Here is an 18,351-nt window from a genome sequence, read left to right as displayed (position 1 = left end):
GCCGACCTTTGTGTCGGATCTTTCCTTTTTGGCCGCGATCCCAGCGTCACTCTCAGTGACGCCGCGCGGAGCCGGCGCGGTCAAGCGGCGCCGCGCCGGCCTGAACCTTCAATTACCTGTCGCCGTGCGTTTTTCCGACGCCGCGATAACGGACGGCGTCGACCGGAGACCCGCGCGGACCGCCTCGCCCGCGCGGGCGAAGAGGCCGGCGGCGGCCGGCGCCACGCCGGCCATGTGGATGCAGCCATGCACCATGCCTTCAAGGAGGATCAGGTTCGTCGGAACGCCGCTCTCCTCGAGCTTGCGCGCATAGGCCTCGCCCTCGCTGCGCAACGGATCGCATTCGCTGACCATGACAGTCGCCGGCGGCAGGCTCGACAGGTCCGCCCTGAGGGGCGCCGCGTAGATGGGAGGCGAAGCGAGCCGCTCCCCCAGATACGCCTCCCAGCAGAAGCGCATCGTCTCGCGCGTGAGGTAGTATCCGTCGGCGAAGGCCTCGTAGGAGGCCGTGCCGAGATCGGTGTCCACCGGCGGATAGATGAGAAGCTGATGGGCGATGCGCGGCCCGCCACGGTCCCGCGCCAGCAACGCGGCCCCAGCGGCGAGGTTTGCGCCGGCGCTGTCGCCGGCGACCGTGATGCGGCTGGCGTCGATCCCCAGCGTCTCGGCGTGGTCGGCAACCCACAGGAGGGCGCGATAGAAATCCTCCAGCGGGATCGGGTAGGGATGCTCCGGAGCCAGCCGGTAGTCGACCGAGAAGACGACGCACCCGGTAGCGTTCGCGAGCGCGCGGCAAGGAGTATCGTAGGTCTTGAGCGACACGAGACACCATCCGCCCGCATGGCCGAAGACCAGGGCCGGCAGGGCCTGGCCGCGCGCCGATCCGGCAGGCCAATAGGCCCGGACCGGCACCGCGGCATCGCTCGCGGGGCTGTCGGCCGAGAGGTCCTCGATCCGGTCGACGGCTTCCGGCGCTCCCTGCAGCGTGAGGAGCACCCGGTCGGTCTCAGCCCGGATCGCCTCGAGCGACGCCGGCTGGGCTGCGGGCGGGCGCGCCAGGAAGGCGGCGATGTCGGCGTCGAGCGTCATCGTCCTGCCCCCTCCAGGAAGAAGGGCAGGACCTGCGCATTGAAGTCCTCGGGGGTCTCCTCCATGACGAAGTGACCGCTGTCGCGGATGATCTCGCCGCGCAGGTCGGCGGCGTGGGGACGCAGCGTCGCGAGCGGCGCATCGACGGTCGCGAACTCGGTGCCGATGGCCAGCACCGGCATGGTGAGCGGCCGTTCCGCTCGCTTGAGATTCTGCCGGATGGTCTCGGGGATGGCACGGTAGTAGGCGAAGCCGGCGCGGATGCCGCCCGGCGTCCCGTAGGCGTCGGCATAGACCTCGGCCGCCACCCGGTCGCGCCGGTGGGACCATTTGTCGAACATGAAGCTAAGATATTCCTTCTCCCGGCCGGCCGTGAGGAATTCCGGCAGGTCCAGCACCTGGTTGAACATGAAGTGCCAGAGGAAGATGTTGTCGGCCGGCGGCACAAAGATCTGCGGCGCGGGCGCAAGGCCGGGGATGACCGCCTCGGTCAGCGCGATGCGCTCCACCGCCTCGGGAAAGTCGATGGCCAGCGCGTAGCCGACCCACATCCCGACGTCGTGACCGGCGACGGCGTAGCGCGCGTGGCCGAGCTGCAGCATCACCTGGTGGAGGATGCGGGCGGCCGAGCCGGTGTCGTATCCGGTCTCGGGCCGGGCCGAATATCCGGTGCCCACTGGATCGACGGCGATTGCCTGGAAGCCGTTCTGCGCCAGCGCCGCCATGGTGTGGCGCCATGCGTACCAGGTCTGCGGCCAGCCGGGGACGAGGAGGATGGGCCGGCCACTGCCGAGAATGGCGCAATGGATCTTCTGCCCGTCCACCCGAAGATAGCGATGAACGAGGCCATCGGCCAGCGCGTCATTGGCGTTAAAGCGTGTCATGATTTCTTCCCTGAGAAGGGGCATCAGGCGATGCCGAGGATCATTCTTGTCTCAGTCGCGCTCAGCGGGGTTCCTGCGAAGTCGTCGAACACCTTGTCCGTCACCCGGATGATGTGGTCGGCGATGAAGGACGCGCCCTCGCGGGCGCCGTCCTCCTGGTCCTTGAGGCAGCATTCCCATTCGAGCGTCGCCCATCCCTCGAACCCGTACTGGGCGAGCTTCGAGAAGATGGAGCGGAAATCGACCTGCCCGTCGCCGAGAGAGCGAAAGCGGCCGGCACGGTCGATCCAGGGCCGGTAGCCGCCGTAGATCCCCTGGCGGCCGGTCGGGTTGAACTCCGCGTCCTTGACGTGGAACATGCCGATCCGGTCGTGATAAATGTCGATGAAGTCGAGATATTTGAGCTGCTGAAGGACAAAGTGGCTGGGATCATAGAGAAGGCGGCAGCGCGGATGCCCGCTGACCCGATCGAGCAGCATCTCGAAGGTAACGCCATCGTGCAGGTCCTCGCTCGGGTGGAGCTCGAAGCAAAGATCGACCCCCGCCTCGTCGCAGGCGTCTAGGACGGGACGCCAACGCCGCGCCATCTCATCGAAAGCCGCCTCCACCAGCCCCTCCGGGCGCTGGGGGAAGGGAAAGAAGTACGGCCACAGGAACGAGCCGGAAAAGGTTCCCATGTTGGTCAAGCCGAGCCGGCACGAGGCCCTGGCCGCCAGCTTGATCCGCTCCAGCGCCCATTCGCTGCGCGCGGCGGCGTTGCCTCTGAGCGGCTCGGGCGTGAAGGCGTCGCACATCACGTCATAGGCCGGGTGCACGGCGACGAGCTGGCCGAAGATGTGCGTCGTCAACTCGCTGACGACGAGACCGCGCCCGGCGAGCACGCCGGAAATCTCATCGCAATAGGCCTGGCTTTCCGCAGCCGTGCGAACGTCGAAGAGGCGCTCGTCCCACGCCGGAATCTGGACCGCCCTGAAGCCCAGGCGGCTGGCCCACGCCGCGATGTTCTCAAGCCGGTCGAACGGCGGCTGTGCGCCGCTGAACTGCGCGAGGTGGAGGCTCGGACCGTTGATGGTTCTCATCGGCTCACCATTCTTTGTCGATCATAAAAGAATGAGGCCTTGCCTGCCGGAGTCAAGCGCACTATTTGTCGATCGATCTGAAATGGAGACCGGCCCATGGCAGGACGGCCGAGAGAGTTCGACAGGGGGCTCGCCCTTGAACGCGCCCGCGACCTTTTCTGGGCGCGGGGCTACGAGGGAACCTCCATGTCCGATCTCGTCGCGGCGCTCGGGATTGCGTCCGCACGGATCTATGCGGCTTTCGGCTCGAAAGAGGCGCTATTCCGCGAAGCCATCGCCCGTTACGAGGCCGAGGAAGGCGGCTTCGCCGATCGCACCCTCGCGGGTACGAAGGATCTGCGTTCCGCCTTGGAGGAGATGTTCCGCGAGGCCATCAAGCTCTACACCGTGAAGCAGAGAGGGTGCATGGTCGTTTCAGCGGCGACCAACTGCGCGCAGGAGAACGCGGCCTTGGGCGCCTGGCTTGCAGATCATCGAAGAGCCCGCACGCAATCACTCATTGAACGGTTGAGGCGGGCGAAGCAGGCGGGCGAGCTTCCAGCGACCTTCGATGAAGTGGCCATCGGCGATTGCTGCGCCACGCTGCTTCATGGCCTTTCGGTGCAGGCGCGCGACGGGGTCAAGCGACGGCGGCTCGATGCGATGGTGAGTGTCTTCCTTCACGCATTCGACGCCATGGCGGGAGGGACTGCAGAGCCGCCACCCCCAGGTAGGCGCTGATGAACTGAGGGGGTGGATAACCTATCGCTATAAATCCCATCGATCCGACCTGGCGGCTTTGGCGGCCTGGATCTGACGCGCTTCCCTCTGTGGGGCCGGACCTAAACTAGGTGATTTCCGTGGCAGACCGTCTCACTCCCGCCGAGCGAAGCGCCCAGATGCGGCTCATCCGCAAGCGGGACACAGCTCCCGAGCTGCTGGTTCGCCGCATGGTCCATGCTCTCGGCTTCAGGTTTCGGCTGCCGTAGATCGTCTGCCCGGCGCGCGGGCTGACGCCCTCACGACCTAGCTTGACGCCCCGAGGCGGCTGTCCGGCGCCGGAGGCGAGGAAGGTGGGCGCGGGCGGCTGGACGGTCATCTCGGTTGCCCGGAGCGAAAAGGTGAGGGCAGGTGGCGGCTCATTCGGCGGCGGCCAAAGCGTCGCCGGCGGCGAGGGCGACGGCATAGAGGTCGCGCGGCAGGTCGTCGGTGCCCACCGGGGCGAGGAAGCGGGCGAGGTGCTTGGCGCGGTCGGCGACGAACAGGTCGCGGCCGATGGCCGCCACCGCGCGCGGGATGTTGTGGCGCAGGCTCGCAATGTCGCCCACCGGGCGCCCGGTGCTGGTCATGGCCGAGAAGGCGAGGAAGTGGATGTCGGCGAGGAAGGGCGCGGCGCCCGACTCGCGCTCCATCAACTCGAAGGCCGGGCCGAGATAGGGCGCGCTGGCGAGCGCGGCGTCGGCCGCGTCCACCGCCACCTTGTCCGACCAGCGGGCGATGGCGGGGGCAAAATCGGCAAAGGGCGGATAGAGCCGTGCATCGGCCTGGTAGCCGGTGCCGAGCAGGATGAAATCGGCGTCGAAGGTCGCGCCCGAATTGAGCGTGACGCGCACGCCGTCCCCGTGGGGCGCGGCAACGCGCCAGCCCGCGTCGAGGTGGATGCGGAAGTTGGCATGGGCCACCGCCCGCTTCACCGCCGCCGGTGGCGGAAAGGAGGCGCGGCGACGGAAATGGGCCATCACCGCCCAGCGTTCGGCATCGGGCAGCGCATGGAAATGCTCCCACGCCCCGAAGAAGCCGAACGGCTTCATGGCCGAGCCGCGGGCAAGGTCTGCGCCGCGCGAAAACAGGTCCACCGCCCCCGCGCCGGCTTCCAGCAGCGCGCCCGCCGCATCGAATGCGGAAGCGGCCGAGCCGAGGATGGCGACGCGCCGGCCGGTGAGGGCCTTGGGGTCGAAGGCGTGGGTGTGGGCGTAGAGATGGCCGCGCAGGTTCGCCACCACATCGGGAATGAACGGTCCGCCCGAGCCGGCGATGCCGGTGGCGAGCACCAGCTTGCGGGTGGTCTCGGTGAAGGTCTTCCCCCCGGACGAAAAGTGGAGCCGCAGGCGCCCCTCCTGCGGCTCCACCCGCGCCAAGGTGACGCCATTGCGCACCTCGACGGCGGACGCCGAGCGGAACCACGCCACATAGTCCGCCCAGATCTCGCGCGGCACGGTCGGCAGCGCGGCATAGGCCTCGACCCCGTAGGCCGCCTCGTACCAGGCCTGGAAGGAGAGGCTGGGCAGGCCCAGCTCCGGGCCCGGCGGCACCTTGGGGGTGCGCAGGATGGTCATGCGCGCGGGGCCGCGCCAGATGCCCTCGTGGCCCGCCGGCGCGGCATCGACAACGCTCACGCGGCCGATGCCGGCGCGCTTGAGCCCGAAGGCGGCGGCAAGGCCGCTCTGGCCGGCGCCCACCACCACCACATTGTGGTCGATGCCCTCGGCCGGAGGCACCCAGTCCGTGCCGGTCTCGCCGATGCGGGCGAGATCGGCCTGGGCCTGCGCGGCCAGGCGGGCGAGGGCGTTGATGTCGGGGGTGGCGGGCGTGGTCATGGTCTTGTCCCGTGACGGAGGAGGAGCGGTCAGCCGGCCTTGGCGGCGACGCCGTCGCCGACGCGGTAGGGGCCGGGCGGCCAGGTGCCGTTCACCGCGAAGTCGCCGACGATGCGCTCGCGGTAGACGCGCGGATTGTGGGAGGAGAGGGTACGGGCGTTGCGCCAGTGGCGGTCGAGGCCCACCCCGCGCCGCGCCGAGGAGGCGCCCAGCGCGTCGAACAGGTGGGAGGTGGCATCGAGGATGAGGGAGGTCACCACCGTGACGCCCTGGTTCACCTCGAGGTCCGCCACCGCGACGGAAATGTCCTGTCCTTCCGACGTTTCCCGCTCGCGGGTGTCGTAGGCGCGCTGCAGCGCCTCGGCCGCCTTGAGCACCACCGCGCCGGCCCCGTAGGCGCTGGCGCGCACCTTGCCGACGATCTGGAGGATCTGGGGATCGGCGCCCGCGCGGTCGGCATTGCCGTGGCTGAACACGCGCTTGCGCACCGAGACGAGCCGCGCCACGTCGCCCGCCGCCGCGCGGCCGATGCCGGCGAGGGTAGCGAGGTGGACCAACTGGTAGAAGGCGACCGAATAGCGGAAGCGCTTGCGCTGCGGATTGATGAGGTCGTCGGAGAGGGTGACATTGTCGAACTTCGCCGTGCCGGAGGCGGTGAGCTGCTGGCCGAAGCCGTCCCAGTCGTCGACGATGCTCACGCCGGGCGCGCCGGTGGGCACCTGGGCGAGGATGAAATTGCCCTCCTCGTCCTCGGCGCCGAGATTGATCCAGTCGGCGAAGAGGGAGCCGGTGGTGTAGAATTTCTGGCCGTCGAGGCGCAGCCGGTCGCCGTCGCGCACGATGCGGGTGTTGAAGTGGCCGACCGCATTGTCCGCCCCCTCGGTGAAACCGCTGCCCGAGGTCTGCTTGGCCGCGATGCGCTTCACCCAGCGGTCGCGATAGTCCTTGAAGGGCGAGTTCAGCACCTCCTCGGTGAAGCCGAAATGGGCGCGCAGCGCGTTGGTGACGTTGCTGTCCGCTTCCGACAACTCGATCAGCAGGTTGAACAGCTCGGGCAAGGTGGCGCCGAAGCCGCCTTCGTCCTTGGGCAGGCGCAGGGTGGTGAAGCCGGCCTCCTTCAGGGCGGCGATCTCGGCGCGGGGCAGGCGGTGGGTCTGCTCGCGCTCCACCGCGCTGTCGCGGATGTCGCGGAAGATGGGGCGGAACCGGCTGGCGAGTTCCTCGTAGCGGTCGGTGGGGCCGGCGCCCCAGGCGTTTTCGATCTGGCTCATGAAAGATGGGTCCTCAGAATGAAACGGGCAGCTCAGAGGCCGGCGGCCGCCCGCGGCGCGGCCACCGCCATGCCGGGGGCGAAGCGCCTGGCAGGGTGTCGGAGTCCAAAATGCTCCCGCAGCGTCGGGCCGGAATAGTGGGTGCGGAACCTGCCTCAGGCGGTGAGCACGTCCGCATAGATCTTCTCCGCGAAGCGCTGGGAGTTTGTGGAGGGCTTGATGACCTGAACCAGCTTCAGCTCGTCCGTATAGGCTGCGAGCTGGGTCTTGAGGTCGGCGCCGACCGGCGCATGGTGGTGGTCCTGGCTGTTCAGCATGGCCACGAGGTCATCGATCGAGCCCTTGCCGCCGTAGCCGGAGAAAGTGCGGGCGGCCAGCTCCGGGTCGGCGCCCACCTTGTGCGCGCCTTCGAGGATGGCGCGGGTGAGGGCGGTGGCCACCGGCCGCTCGTCGCGGATCAGGCTGCCGCGCACGCCGATGATGCAGCAGGCGCGATCGGCATATTTCTCCGAGAGGTTGGTGGCGATCTCGCTGAGCTTGCCCTTGGACTCCTTGATCCAGATCCAGGTGCGCGGATCGGCGTCGGCCAGCGCCTGCGCCTCGCCCTTGTCGATGGCGAGCGGCAGCGCCTCCAGCGGATACTGGCGCCATTCCACGTCCTTGAACGGGTCGATGCCGTGCTCGGCGAGGTAGATGGAGAAGAAGTTCTTGGCTGGCGACGCCTGGTCGGAGATGGCGATGGTCCTGCCCTTGAGGTCCGCCACCTTGGTGACGCCGGCGCTGGTATCGCCGAGCAGGCGCATGCAGCCGCCGTGCACGCCGGCGGTGATCTTCACGTCGAAGCCCTGCTCCAGCGGCTTCAGCCAGCGCAGCGCCATGCCGATGCCGGCGTCGGCCTTGCCGGTGGCGATGGCTTCCAGCAGCTGCTCGGTGGAGCTGCCGAAATTGACGAAGTCCACGTTGAGGCCGTGGCGGGCGAAGATGCCGGTTTCCTTGGCCACGGGCGCGGCGGCGGTGCAGATGGCGCTGGCGTTCCAGGCGAGCTTGAGCGGCCGCAGCGGGCCGGTGGGGGCGGCCCCTTCCGCGGCTGCGAGGCAGAGCGGGAAATCCGGCACCGTGCTCGCCGGCGCGCGCATGAGATTGGCCGCGAGCACGCGCCCGCCGGCGGCACCGGCGAGGGTCGCCGCGCCGGCGGCAAGGCCATAGCGCAGCAGGCTGCGGCGGGAGGTGGAGCGGGGGGCGTCTGCGGCGTCCGTGTTCGGGTCGTGGGTCATGGCGGGCTCCTGAAATCACTTGGATGAATGCGAGGGGTGCCCGAGGGCGGGCGAAAGGCTCACCAGGTGGCGTCGAGGCCGAGGAGGCCGAGGAGGTGGTGGCGCAATTCGGCGAGGCGCGGGTCGCCGCGATGGCGTGGATAGGGCACGTCCACCGTCACGTCGGCCTTGATGCGGGCCGGCCGCTCGGAGAAGACGATCACCCGCTGGGCGAGGAACAGCGCCTCCTCCACATCGTGAGTGACGAGGAGGGCGGTGAAGCGGGCGTCCTGCCACAGCTTCAGGATCTCGCCCTGCATGGTGATGCGGGTCAGGCTGTCGAGCTTGCCCAGGGGCTCGTCGAGCAGCAGCAGGCGCGGCTCGTTCACCAGCGCGCGCGCCAGCGCCACGCGCTGGGCCATGCCGCCGGAGAGCTGGCGCGGATAGGCGCTGGCGAAGCCCGACAGGCCGACGAGGGAGAGCGCATCGCCCACCCTCCGCCGCTGGGCCTTCAGCAGGCCGCGCGCCTCCAGCCCCAGCGAGACGTTGGCCTCCACCGTCCGCCACGGATAGAGCGTCGGGTCCTGGAACACGAGGATGCGCGAGGGATCGGGGGCGGCGATGGGCTCCCCGTCCACCGCGAGGCGCCCGGCGGTGGGCGGATCAAGGCCGGCGACGAGCCGCAGCAGGGTGGACTTGCCGCAGCCGGACGGCCCGAGCAGCGCGACGAACGCGCCGGGTTCGGCCGAGAAGCTCACGTCGTCCAGCACCGGGAGGGGCGCGCCCTCCAGCTGGAAGGCGTGGCTCACGTGTTCCACGTCGAGGTTGAGGCCCGCTGCGGCGGCGGGAACCGGGGCGCTGGGGCGGAGGGAGAGGGCCGCGCTCACCACCGCACCAGCTCCTTCTGCCAGGCGAGGGTCCGGTCGCGCAGCCGGAACAGCAGGGTGACGAGGCTGGAGCACATCAGCGCCATCACCAGCAGCGCCGCATACATGTTGGCATAAGCCGCCCAGCCCTGCGCCCACTGCAGGTACCAGCCGAGGCCGGCCTTCACGCCCAGCATCTCCGCCACCACCAGCACCGCGAAGGAGGTGCCGAGGCCCATGAACAGGCCGACGAAGACATGGGGCAAAGCGGCGGGAATGGCCACCTTCAGCACCAGGAACCGCTCGCTGGCGCCCAGCGTGCGGGCGATGTCGTAATAGTCCTTGTTGACCGAGGCGATGCCCGACCAGGTGAGGATGGTGACGGGGAAGCCGGTGGCCAGCGCGAGGAGGAACACGCTGGCGCTCCAGGAGGAGGGAAACAGGAAGAAGGCCACCGGCAGCCATGCGGTGGCGGGCAGCGGGCCGATGAAGCGCAGAACCGGATGCGCCCAGTAGCCGGCGACGCGCCACCAGCCGATGGACACGCCGAGCGTCACGCCCACCGCGGCGCCGATAACGTAGCCCCAGGCGAGCAGCTTCAGCGAGGCGACCACGCTGAGGCCGAGTTTCGGCCAGTCGTCGAGATAGACCTCCAGCAGCGCCTGCGGCGGCACGAAGAAGGGGCGCGGCAGCAGTTCCAGCTTCGCCGTCACCGCCTCCCAGGCGATGAGGCCGAGGGGCAGGACGAGAAGCCACGGCCCCCAGTGCCGGAGCGCCTTCAGCCGCAGCCCCGCCACGGGGCCGGCGAGCGCGGCGAGGACCAGGAGGCCGCCGATGGCGGCGAGGCCGACGGCAAATTCCCGCGTGTAGGCGAAGTCATCCACATCGGGCACGAGGCCGGCATAGGCGCCGGCACTGAGCCAGAGGAGCCCGGAAGTCAGGCCCGAACGCCAGAGCGGCCTGCGCAGGGCGTGCCCGCGGTCCGATCGCGGCACGCCATCGAGATGGGCCGTTTCGATGAGCTGATGGGTCATCGGTCTGTCCTCAGCGTTTGGGTCGCTACGGAAGAGGGGCGCTTCTGATGGCCCCGATCGGTCGCTGCCGGGGCCGGATGACGCGCAACTTCCAATGTATAGTAATTTTATAGAAATAATTGAAATTGAGTCAAGCGTCATCGATGACCGACATCGCTCGCGCTGTGGGGCCTTCCACGCCGCGGATCCTCTGTGGGTGAGATGGTGAGCCGCAGAACAGGGCCGGAGCCCAGGAGCGGCGCCAACGCTCCAGACCAGCAGGCTTGGGCGTGCGGGTAGGGGCGTCGGCGCCGGTGGGACGTCTGCCGCCTGCCCCAAGACCGCCGCCGTCAGGCGGTGCCGGCGCTGAAGGCCTCCAGCGGCTCGCCCTCGATGATGCTGGACGGGCGCCCGTCCACGCCCACCGGCACGTCGCCCTTGAGCGTGATGCGGTAGAGCTGGCGGTCGAAGTCGAGCGCATAAATGTCGCGCGGGGCGAGGTGCGCGGTGGTGCGGTTGTCCCAGAAGGCGATGGAGCCCGGCCGCCAGCGGAACCGCACGGTGAATTCCGGCCGCGTGATGTGCTCGAACAGCAGGTCCAGCAACTGCTGGCTCTCGCGCGGAGTGAGGCCGGTGATGCTCTTCAGGAAGGAGGGGCTGACGAACAGCACCCGCTCGCCCGTCTCCGGGATGACGCGCACCAGCGGGTGCTCGCTCACCAGCGGGCGGCGGCGGTTCTTCTCCTTGAAATCGGCGGTGCCGGCCTGCCCCTCGGGCGGGGCGAAGGCGTGGATGCCGCGCAGCGTATCCACGAAGCCGCGCAAAGTGGGCGACAGCGCCTCATAGGCGACGGCGAGGTCGGTCCAGATCGTGTCGCCGCCATAAGGCGGGATGGTGACGCCGCGCAGGATGGAGGCGGCGGGCGGGTTCACCGCGGCGGTCACGTCCGTGTGCCAGCCGGTCCAGGGGCGGATCAGCGGCTCGCCGGTGTGGCGCGTGGCGAAGCGGTCGCGGCCGATGGAATAGACCTGCGGGTAGCCTTCGACGAAGCCGAACACGGGATGGCCGATGGTGGGCGCGCCGAAGGCCGAGGCCAGCGCCACATGCTCCGCATGGCTCAGCGGCTGGTCGCGGAAGAACACCACCTTCCACTTGAGAAGCGCGGCGCGGATCTCGTCCACCACCACCGGCGACAGCGGACGGGACAGGTCCGGCGCCTCGATCTCCGCGCCGATATGGCCGGTGAGCGGATGCACGGCGATATGGCGCGGCGCCAGGTCGGCGAATCCGCTTTCGCTGGAGGGGACGGGCGCGGCGCTCGACATCGGTTTTCCTTTCGTGGCAGGCGGTTGTGGCGCCGGGTCGTGGCGCGGTCGGGCGCTCTGGATGATCCTCCGGCGCTCTCTCTTCGAGATATAATACTTTTTTTATAGATTTAATCAAAAAAACAATTGACGCTCCGGAGCCGGGCCATATCGTTGGGCCTCGCGATCCCCCGCATCGAAGGAGACCTGGCATGGCCCTGCCGAGCACTGACACATTCCCTTCCCCAGCTTCGCGCCCGCGCCGGGCGGTGCTGAAGGGGCTTCTGGCGGTGGCATGCGTGCTGGGAACGGCGGGCGGAACACCGGCATGGGCGGCGGATCCTCAGCCCGCGCCCATGCCGGTGCGCGGCGGCGTGCTGCGTTTCCTGGTGGAGCACGAGCCATCCACGCTGGTGACCATCGCCCACACGGCGGGGCCGACCCAGCGCGTGTCGCCCAAGGTGACGGAGGGCCTGCTCACCTACGATCTCGACTTCAACCCGAAGCCCGCGCTGGCGACGGCGTGGAGCGTGAGCCCGGACGGGCTGACCTACACCTTCAAGCTGCGCGAGGGCGTGAAGTGGCACGACGGGCGGGATTTCACCGCCGATGACGTCGCCTATTCCATCCAGCTCCTGAAGGAAGGCCACCCGCGCGGCCGCGGCACCTTCGCCTCGGTGACGGCGGTGGAGACGCCCGATCCCCACACCGCGATCATCCGCCTGTCGAAGCCGGCGCCCTATCTCCTCACCGCCCTCGACGCCAACGAATCCCCCATCGTGGCGAAGCACATCTATGAGGGCACCGATCCGCTCACCAACAAGAACGGTGCGGCGCCCATCGGCACCGGCCCGTTCATCTTCAAGGAATGGGTGCGGGGCAGCCACATCATCCTGGAGCGCAATCCCGATTACTGGGACAAGGGCAAGCCCTATCTGGACCGGATCGTGGTGCGCTTCATCGCCGACCAGAGCGCGCGCTCGGCGGCGTTCGAGGCGGGCGAGCTCGATCTCGCCGGCGGCCCGCCCGTGCCCTATGCGGACCTCGCCCGCGTCTCCGCTCTGCCGGGGATCGGCGCCGAGACGCGCGGCTATGAATATGCCGGGCGGATGACCCAGCTCTATTTCAACTTCGAGCGGCCCATCCTGCAGGACAAGCGCGTGCGGCTCGCCATCGCTCACGCCATCGACCAGCAGAAGCTGCTGGACGTGGTCTATTACGGCTACGGCAAGGCCGCGCCCTCGGTCATCAGCCCGAAACTCAAGGCCTTCTACGACCCCGCGCTCGAGCCCTACGGCTTCGACCTCAAAGCCGCCAACCGCCTGCTGGACGAGGCCGGCTATCCGCGCAATGCGGACGGCACGCGCTTTGCGCTGAAGCTCTACGCCAACCCCTTCAACACCCAGGCGGCGGGCGATTTCGTGAAGCAGGCGCTGGCGAAGGTCGGCATCGCCGTGGACTTCCAGTTCTTCGATTTCTCCACCTACATCCAGAAGACCTATACCGGCCGTGACTTCGACCTGACGCTGGAATCCCTGCAGAACCTGTTCGACCCCACCCTCGGCGTGCAGCGCACGCTCTGGTCGAAGAATTTCCGCGTGGGCCTGCCTTTCTCCAACGCCTCCCACTACGCCAATCCGGAGGTGGACCGGCTGCTGGAGGCGGCGGCCGTCGAGCCGGATCCGGCCAAGCGCCGCCAGCTGTGGCTCGATTTCCAGAAGGTGGTCTATGCGGACGTCGCCGCCCTCGGCCTCATCGCCACCGACGGCGTCACCATCTTCAACAAGAAGGTGAAGAACCACACCATCGGCGTCACCGGCGTCGATGCCTCCTTCGCCGACGTGTGGATCGAGAAATGACCACGCGCCGTCTGCCCCGCATCCTGAAAGCCCTGCGGCGCACCGCGCTGCAGGCGGTGCCGACCGTCATCGGCATCCTCATCCTCAACTTCTTCCTGCTGCGCCTGACCCCGGGCGATGCCGCCGACGCTCTGGCGGGCGAGGCGGGGGCGGCGACGGTGGAGACGCTCGCCGCGCTGAAATCCAAGTTCGGGCTGGACCTGCCGGTGCTGGAACAGCTCGGCGGCTATCTCTCCAACCTCGCCCATTTCAGCCTCGGCGTCTCGCCGCGCTACAACCAGCCGGTGGCGGAGCTGATCGCCGCGCGGCTGCCCAATACGCTGAGCCTGATGGGCCTCGCCCTCGTCTTCGCGCTCGTCATCGGCATCACGCTGGGCGCGCTGATGGCCAGCTTCGCCGGGCGGCCCGCGGACCGGGTGCTGAGCGTCGTCGCGCTGCTGTTCTATTCCATCCCGAGCTTCTGGATCGGGCTGATGCTCATCGTCCTGTTCTCGGTGAAGCTCGGCTGGCTGCCCACCGGCGGGGCGGAGACCATCGGCGCGAACCTCACCGGATGGGACGCGGTGCTGGACCGGGCCCGCTACCAGATCCTGCCGGCGCTCTCCCTCGCCCTCTTCTATGTGGCCATCTACGCCCGCCTTACCCGCGACGACATGATCGAGGTGCGCACGCAGGATCATGTGCGCACCGCGCGCGCCAAGGGCCTCTCGCCCTTCGCCGTCACCCGCGATCACGTGCTGCGCAACGCGCTCATCCCCGTCACCACCATGGCCGGCATCCACCTCGCCGGGCTGATGGGCGGGGCGGTGGTGGTGGAGACGGTGTTCAGCTGGCCCGGCCTCGGCCGGCTGGCCTATGAGGCGGTGATGGGGCGGGACTTCCATGTGCTGCTCGGCATCCTGCTTTTGTCGTCGCTGCTGGTGGTGGCGGTGAACGCGGCCATCGACATCCTCCAGGCGTGGCTCGACCCGCGCATCGAGGTGCGCTGATGCACGGCACCGACACCTTCCCCACCGGGGCCCTCGCGGCCAAATCCCTGGCAGCCGACGCCGAGGACCGCGCGACGGCCGCGGCGCTGGGCGCCGAGCGCGTGCCCGCTCCTCCGAGCGAGCCGGATTTCTGGCCCAACGTCCATGCGCCGGATGCCGCCCGCACCGTGACGGCGGACGTGGCGCGGCTCGCGCCCGTGGGCCGGCGCCATGCGCTGCTCGTGTTCCTGTCCAATCCCACGGCGGTGGCGGGCCTCCTCATCCTCGCCGTCGTGGTGGGGGCGGCGCTGGCTGCCCCCATTCTCTTCCCCGACGATCCGCTGGAGATGGCCGGTCGGCCCTTGCAGTGGCCGGGCCAGAACCCGCGCTTTCCGCTGGGCACCGACGCGCTGGGGCGGGACGTGCTGGCCGGGCTTGTCCACGGTGCGCGGGTGAGCCTGCTGGTGGGCGCCTCGGCGACATTGGCGGGGCTCCTCGCCGGCATTCTGGTGGGCGCCACGGCGGGCTATTTCGGCGGCGTGGTGGACGATGTGCTCTCCAAGCTCATCGAGATCTTCCAGACGGTGCCGGGCTTCATCCTGCTCATCGTGCTGGTGGCCATCGCCCAGCCCTCGGTGCCGGCCATCGCGCTCGCCATCGCGGCGGTGTCGTGGCCGCAGGTGGCGCGCCTCGTGCGGGCGCAGTTCCGCGCCATCAAGGAGAAGGATTTCGTCGCCGCCGCGCGGGCGCTGGGCTTCGGCCATGGGCGCATCATCTTCCGCGAGATCCTGCCCAATGCCCTGCCGCCAGTGATCGTGCTCGCATCGGTCACGGTGGCCACCGCCATCCTCATGGAAAGCGCGCTCTCCTTCATGGGGCTGGGCGATCCCAACGTGGTGAGCTGGGGCTCCATGATCGGTACCGGCCGCGATCTCCTGCGCACGGCCTGGTATCTCAGCGCCGTGCCGGGCGTCGCCATCGTGCTCACCGTGCTGTCGCTGAACCTCATCGGCGACGGCCTCAACGAGGCGCTCAATCCGCGCCTCGGCGGGGAGGGGTGAATGGCGCCGCTCATCGACGTGCGCGACCTCTCCATCGCCTTCCCGCGCGCCACCCCGGTGCGCGGCCTCTCCCTCACGGTGGAGGCGGGGGAGACGGTGGCGCTGGTGGGGGAGAGCGGGTCGGGCAAGTCGCTCACCGCCCTCGCCCTGATGCGCCTCCTGCCCGACGCTGCCCGCATCGCCTCCGGGGAGATCCTGTTCCGGGACCGGAACGGCGCGGTGAGCGACCTCGCCCGGCTGGAGGATCGCGCGCTGCGCCAGGTCCGCGGGCGGGACATCGCCATGGTGTTTCAGGAGCCCATGACCTCGCTGAACCCGGTGCTCTCCGTGGGCCAGCAGGTGGCCGAGGTGGTGCGCCTGCATGAGGGCCTCTCCCGCCGCGCCGCCTTTGCCCGCGCGGTGGAACTGCTCGACCTCGTGCGTATCCCCGAGCCCCGACGGCGGGTGGGGGACTATCCGCACGAACTCTCCGGCGGCATGCGCCAGCGGGTGATGATCGCCATCGCGGTCGCCTGTTCTCCGCGCCTGCTCATCGCCGACGAGCCCACCACGGCCCTCGACGTGACCATCCAGGCACAGGTCCTGGACCTGCTCGACGCCCTGCGGCGCGACCTCTCCATGGGCCTCCTGCTCATCACCCACGATCTCGGCGTGGTCGCCGAATGGGCCGACCGGGTGGCGGTGATGTATGCCGGCCGCAAGGTGGAGGACGCGCCCTTCGAGACCCTGTTCGGCGCGCCGCTCCACCCCTACACGCGCGGCCTGCTCGCCGCCTCGCCCCGGCTCGATGCCGGCCAGCATTATTCCGCCGGCGCGCTCGCGGAGATCCAGGGCTCCATCGCCTCGGCGGCGGGGGAGGAGGGCTGCGCCTTCGCCCCGCGCTGCCCGAACGCGCGGGCGTTGTGCCGCGCCGCCGTGCCGGCCCTCGATGCCGTAGCGCCGGGCCATCTCGTCGCCTGCCCCGTCACCACGGTGGCCGCGCAAAGGGAGGCGCGCCATGTCCTTGCTTTCGGTTGAGAACCTGCATGCCGGCTACGAGTCCGGCGGGCGCCTGCTGCGCGCGGTGGATGGCGTCTCCTTCGCCGTGGAGCCGGGGGAGACGGTGGGCCTCGTGGGCGAAAGCGGCTGCGGCAAGTCCTCCCTCGCCAAGGTCATCATGCGCCTCGTCTCCCCGGCATCGGGCAGGGTGGTGTTCGACGGGGTGGATGTGGGCGGCCTTCAAGGCACGCCGCTGAAGGCCTATCGCCGGCAGGCGCAGATCGTGTTCCAGGACCCGTTCGCCTCGCTCAACCCGCGCCAGTCCATCGCCGACATCCTCACCGCGCCTTTGGCGGTGCACGGCCTCGTGCCGCGCCGCGAGCGGCTCAAGGCGGCGGGGGATGCGCTGGAGCGGGTGGGCCTGCCACGCGAGGCGCTGACGCGCTATCCGCATGAATTCTCCGGCGGCCAGCGCCAGCGTCTCGGCATCGCCCGCGCGCTCATCCTTTCCCCGCGCCTCGTCATCTGCGACGAGCCGGTGTCGGCCCTCGACCTCTCCATCCAGGCGCAGATTCTGAACCTTCTGGCGCGGCTGAAGGCGGAGCTGGGGCTCTCCTATCTCTTCATCTCGCATGATCTTTCTGTCGTGCGCTATTTCGCCGACCGGGTGCTGGTGATGTATCTCGGTCGCATCGTGGAGACGGGCTCCTGGCAGTCCATCTTTGCCCGGCCGCTCCACCCCTACACCCGCGCGCTGATCGAGGCCGTGCCGACGCCCGGGCGGCGGCGCCATGCCGCTCCGCTCTCCGGCGACCTGCCGAGCGCGCGCAACGTGCCGACCGGCTGCCGCTTCCATCCGCGCTGCCCGCTGGCGACGCCCCTCTGCACCCAATCCGACCCCGCGCTGCGCCCCCTCGGGGCCGGCCGCGCCGTCGCCTGCCATCACGCGCCCGAAGAGGCGCTTCACTGAGGATTTCGCCAATGACCGCCCACGCCATTCCGCAGCCCCCGGCGAAGCCCGTGACGCCGCCGGACTATCGCTATCTCGGCAAGAGCGGCCTGAAGGTACCCAAGCTGGCGCTGGGCACCATGATGTTCGGCGGGCCCACCGACGAGGCCACGTCCCACCGCATCATCCACAAGGCGAAGGAGCAGGGCTTCTTCTTCCTCGACACGGCGGACGCCTACCAGAACGGGCGCACCGAGGAGATCGTCGGCCGCGCGGTGAAGGGCGACCGCGACGCCTATGTGCTCGCCACCAAATTCGCCAATCCCGGCGGAACGGGACCGAACCGGCAGGGCATCTCCCGCAAGTGGATCATCGAGGCGGCGGAGGCGAGCCTGAGGCGGCTCGGCACCGATTACATCGACATCCTCTATTTCCACCGCGCCATCTTCGACGCGCCGCTCGGCGAGGCGGTGCGGGCGGTGGCGGACCTCGTGAAGGCGGGGAAGGTGCGCTATTTCGGCGTCTCCAACTTCCGCGGCTGGCGCATCGCCGAGGTGGCGCATCTCGCCGATGAGTTCGGCATCGACCGGCCCGTCGCCAGCCAGCCGCTCTACAACATCGTGGACCGCACGGCGGAGGTGGAGCAGCTTCCCGCCGCCCACCATTACGGCCTCGGCATCGTCTCCTATTCGCCGCTGGCGCGCGGCGTGCTCACCGGCAAATACGTGCCCGGTGCGGCCCCAGCGGCGGACAGCCGGGCCGGGCGCGGCGACCGGCGCATTCTGGAAACCGAGTGGCGCGCGGAATCCATCGACATCGCCGAGGCCATCGCCCGCCATGCGGCCGAGGCCGGCATTCCGGCGGCGACCTTTGCGCTGTCCTGGGTGCTGAACAACCGCCTCGTCACCTCGGCCATCGCCGGGCCGCGCACGGAGGCCCAGTGGGACGATTACGTCGCCGCCCTCGACTACGGCTTCACGGCCGCCGACGAGGCGCTGGTGGCCTCCCTCGTGCCGGACGGGCACGTCTCCACGAAATTCTACACCGACCCCAGCCACCCGGTGGAAGGCCGCGTGCCCCGCACCGGCGGCGGCGATGCGGCCGCCCGCGTCCAGGAGCGCGCGGAAGCGCGTGTGGCCGCCCGCGTCGCCTGAAACAACTGAATGTTCTGCCCCTTCACGCCTTGAGCGATCAAAGGAGA

17 protein-coding genes are annotated in these 18,351 nt (G+C 69.4%); 8 read left to right on the top strand and 9 right to left on the bottom strand.

What is annotated here, in order from left to right; all coding sequences use genetic code 11:
* Positions 1 to 108: 108 nt before the first annotated feature.
* Genes ABLE88_RS04640 through ABLE88_RS04630 form a run of 3 tightly spaced genes read right to left on the bottom strand, consistent with a single transcriptional unit; the run spans position 109 to position 3,052 of the window.
* Positions 109 to 1,089, bottom strand: a complete 981-nt coding sequence (locus tag ABLE88_RS04640) for an alpha/beta hydrolase (protein ID WP_348830284.1) — start codon at positions 1,087 to 1,089, stop codon at positions 109 to 111.
* Positions 1,086 to 1,973, bottom strand: a complete 888-nt coding sequence (locus ABLE88_RS04635) for an alpha/beta fold hydrolase (RefSeq protein ID WP_348830283.1) — start codon at positions 1,971 to 1,973, stop codon at positions 1,086 to 1,088. The genes ABLE88_RS04640 and ABLE88_RS04635 overlap by 4 nt, the downstream gene beginning before the upstream one ends.
* A gap of 23 nt (positions 1,974 to 1,996) precedes the next feature.
* Positions 1,997 to 3,052 (bottom strand): sugar phosphate isomerase/epimerase family protein, encoded by a 1,056-nt coding sequence (locus ABLE88_RS04630; RefSeq protein WP_348830282.1) that lies wholly within the window; start codon positions 3,050 to 3,052, stop codon positions 1,997 to 1,999.
* Between the two features lie 96 nt (positions 3,053 to 3,148).
* Between ABLE88_RS04630 and ABLE88_RS04625 the strand changes: the two genes are divergently transcribed.
* Together ABLE88_RS04625 and ABLE88_RS04620 are read left to right on the top strand one after the other, a co-directional pair.
* Positions 3,149 to 3,772, top strand: coding sequence for a TetR/AcrR family transcriptional regulator (locus tag ABLE88_RS04625; protein ID WP_348830281.1), 624 nt, complete (start codon positions 3,149 to 3,151; stop codon positions 3,770 to 3,772).
* Between the two features lie 110 nt (positions 3,773 to 3,882).
* Positions 3,883 to 4,020 carry a PDDEXK family nuclease gene (locus tag ABLE88_RS04620; RefSeq protein ID WP_348830280.1) on the top strand — a complete coding sequence of 46 codons (138 nt, stop codon included), beginning with the start codon at positions 3,883 to 3,885 and terminating at the stop codon, positions 4,018 to 4,020.
* 150 nt (positions 4,021 to 4,170) lie between these two features.
* On the opposite strand, the gene ABLE88_RS04615 is transcribed toward ABLE88_RS04620, so the two are convergent.
* The 6 genes from ABLE88_RS04615 to ABLE88_RS04590 all read right to left on the bottom strand — a co-directional run bounded on the left by ABLE88_RS04615 (position 4,171) and on the right by ABLE88_RS04590 (position 11,356).
* Positions 4,171 to 5,628 (bottom strand): FAD-dependent oxidoreductase, encoded by a 1,458-nt coding sequence (locus tag ABLE88_RS04615; RefSeq protein ID WP_348830279.1) that lies wholly within the window; start codon positions 5,626 to 5,628, stop codon positions 4,171 to 4,173.
* Positions 5,629 to 5,657: 29 nt separating this feature from the next.
* The gene (locus tag ABLE88_RS04610) at positions 5,658 to 6,899 is read right to left on the bottom strand and encodes an acyl-CoA dehydrogenase family protein (RefSeq protein WP_348830278.1); all 1,242 of its coding nucleotides are present in this window, start codon (positions 6,897 to 6,899) and stop codon (positions 5,658 to 5,660) included.
* Positions 6,900 to 7,054: 155 nt separating this feature from the next.
* On the bottom strand, positions 7,055 to 8,173 hold the full coding sequence (locus ABLE88_RS04605; RefSeq protein ID WP_348830277.1) for an ABC transporter substrate-binding protein: 1,119 nt from the start codon (positions 8,171 to 8,173) through the stop codon (positions 7,055 to 7,057).
* Positions 8,174 to 8,232: 59 nt separating this feature from the next.
* Positions 8,233 to 9,042, bottom strand: coding sequence for an ABC transporter ATP-binding protein (locus tag ABLE88_RS04600; RefSeq protein ID WP_348830276.1), 810 nt, complete (start codon positions 9,040 to 9,042; stop codon positions 8,233 to 8,235).
* Positions 9,036 to 10,052, bottom strand: a complete 1,017-nt coding sequence (locus ABLE88_RS04595) for an ABC transporter permease (protein WP_348830275.1) — start codon at positions 10,050 to 10,052, stop codon at positions 9,036 to 9,038. Before ABLE88_RS04595 ends, ABLE88_RS04600 begins: the two co-directional genes overlap by 7 nt.
* A gap of 329 nt (positions 10,053 to 10,381) precedes the next feature.
* Positions 10,382 to 11,356 carry a TauD/TfdA dioxygenase family protein gene (locus ABLE88_RS04590; RefSeq protein ID WP_348830274.1) on the bottom strand — a complete coding sequence of 325 codons (975 nt, stop codon included), beginning with the start codon at positions 11,354 to 11,356 and terminating at the stop codon, positions 10,382 to 10,384.
* Between the two features lie 191 nt (positions 11,357 to 11,547).
* Between ABLE88_RS04590 and ABLE88_RS04585 the strand changes: the two genes are divergently transcribed.
* Genes ABLE88_RS04585 through ABLE88_RS04560 form a run of 6 tightly spaced genes read left to right on the top strand, consistent with a single transcriptional unit; the run spans position 11,548 to position 18,304 of the window.
* Complete coding sequence (locus ABLE88_RS04585; protein ID WP_348830273.1) at positions 11,548 to 13,194, top strand: ABC transporter substrate-binding protein; 1,647 nt, start codon at positions 11,548 to 11,550, stop codon at positions 13,192 to 13,194.
* Positions 13,191 to 14,183: an ABC transporter permease gene (locus ABLE88_RS04580; protein ID WP_348830272.1), complete on the top strand. Its 993-nt coding sequence runs from the start codon at positions 13,191 to 13,193 to the stop codon at positions 14,181 to 14,183. The genes ABLE88_RS04585 and ABLE88_RS04580 overlap by 4 nt, the downstream gene beginning before the upstream one ends.
* Complete coding sequence (locus ABLE88_RS04575) at positions 14,183 to 15,223, top strand: ABC transporter permease (protein ID WP_348830271.1); 1,041 nt, start codon at positions 14,183 to 14,185, stop codon at positions 15,221 to 15,223. The genes ABLE88_RS04580 and ABLE88_RS04575 overlap by 1 nt, the downstream gene beginning before the upstream one ends.
* Positions 15,224 to 16,240 carry an ABC transporter ATP-binding protein gene (locus ABLE88_RS04570; RefSeq protein WP_348830270.1) on the top strand — a complete coding sequence of 339 codons (1,017 nt, stop codon included), beginning with the start codon at positions 15,224 to 15,226 and terminating at the stop codon, positions 16,238 to 16,240.
* Entirely contained in the window at positions 16,221 to 17,171 is a 951-nt protein-coding gene (locus ABLE88_RS04565; RefSeq protein WP_348830269.1) for an ABC transporter ATP-binding protein, read from the top strand. The genes ABLE88_RS04570 and ABLE88_RS04565 overlap by 20 nt, the downstream gene beginning before the upstream one ends.
* 11 nt (positions 17,172 to 17,182) lie before the next feature.
* Positions 17,183 to 18,304: an aldo/keto reductase gene (locus ABLE88_RS04560; protein WP_348830268.1), complete on the top strand. Its 1,122-nt coding sequence runs from the start codon at positions 17,183 to 17,185 to the stop codon at positions 18,302 to 18,304.
* Positions 18,305 to 18,351 lie beyond the last annotated feature (47 nt).

The organism is Xanthobacter luteus, from assembly GCF_040049235.1.
Lineage (GTDB): Bacteria > Pseudomonadota > Alphaproteobacteria > Rhizobiales > Xanthobacteraceae > Xanthobacter.
This window is presented reverse-complemented; position numbering and strand designations above follow the sequence as displayed.

What these genes read in the sequence shown, in the direction of transcription:
- ABLE88_RS04615 (WP_348830279.1), bottom strand. Translation starts at nt 5,628, where the DNA reads ATGACCACGCCCGCCACCCCCGACATCAACGCCCTCGCCCGCCTGGCC.
- ABLE88_RS04560 (WP_348830268.1), top strand. Translation starts at nt 17,183, where the DNA reads ATGACCGCCCACGCCATTCCGCAGCCCCCGGCGAAGCCCGTGACGCCG.
- ABLE88_RS04585 (WP_348830273.1), top strand. Translation starts at nt 11,548, where the DNA reads ATGGCCCTGCCGAGCACTGACACATTCCCTTCCCCAGCTTCGCGCCCG.
- ABLE88_RS04565 (WP_348830269.1), top strand. Translation starts at nt 16,221, where the DNA reads ATGTCCTTGCTTTCGGTTGAGAACCTGCATGCCGGCTACGAGTCCGGC.
- ABLE88_RS04630 (WP_348830282.1), bottom strand. Translation starts at nt 3,052, where the DNA reads ATGAGAACCATCAACGGTCCGAGCCTCCACCTCGCGCAGTTCAGCGGC.
- ABLE88_RS04590 (WP_348830274.1), bottom strand. Translation starts at nt 11,356, where the DNA reads ATGTCGAGCGCCGCGCCCGTCCCCTCCAGCGAAAGCGGATTCGCCGAC.
- ABLE88_RS04570 (WP_348830270.1), top strand. Translation starts at nt 15,224, where the DNA reads ATGGCGCCGCTCATCGACGTGCGCGACCTCTCCATCGCCTTCCCGCGC.
- ABLE88_RS04635 (WP_348830283.1), bottom strand. Translation starts at nt 1,973, where the DNA reads ATGACACGCTTTAACGCCAATGACGCGCTGGCCGATGGCCTCGTTCAT.
- ABLE88_RS04595 (WP_348830275.1), bottom strand. Translation starts at nt 10,052, where the DNA reads ATGACCCATCAGCTCATCGAAACGGCCCATCTCGATGGCGTGCCGCGA.
- ABLE88_RS04605 (WP_348830277.1), bottom strand. Translation starts at nt 8,173, where the DNA reads ATGACCCACGACCCGAACACGGACGCCGCAGACGCCCCCCGCTCCACC.
- ABLE88_RS04610 (WP_348830278.1), bottom strand. Translation starts at nt 6,899, where the DNA reads ATGAGCCAGATCGAAAACGCCTGGGGCGCCGGCCCCACCGACCGCTAC.
- ABLE88_RS04580 (WP_348830272.1), top strand. Translation starts at nt 13,191, where the DNA reads ATGACCACGCGCCGTCTGCCCCGCATCCTGAAAGCCCTGCGGCGCACC.
- ABLE88_RS04575 (WP_348830271.1), top strand. Translation starts at nt 14,183, where the DNA reads ATGCACGGCACCGACACCTTCCCCACCGGGGCCCTCGCGGCCAAATCC.
- ABLE88_RS04640 (WP_348830284.1), bottom strand. Translation starts at nt 1,089, where the DNA reads ATGACGCTCGACGCCGACATCGCCGCCTTCCTGGCGCGCCCGCCCGCA.
- ABLE88_RS04625 (WP_348830281.1), top strand. Translation starts at nt 3,149, where the DNA reads ATGGCAGGACGGCCGAGAGAGTTCGACAGGGGGCTCGCCCTTGAACGC.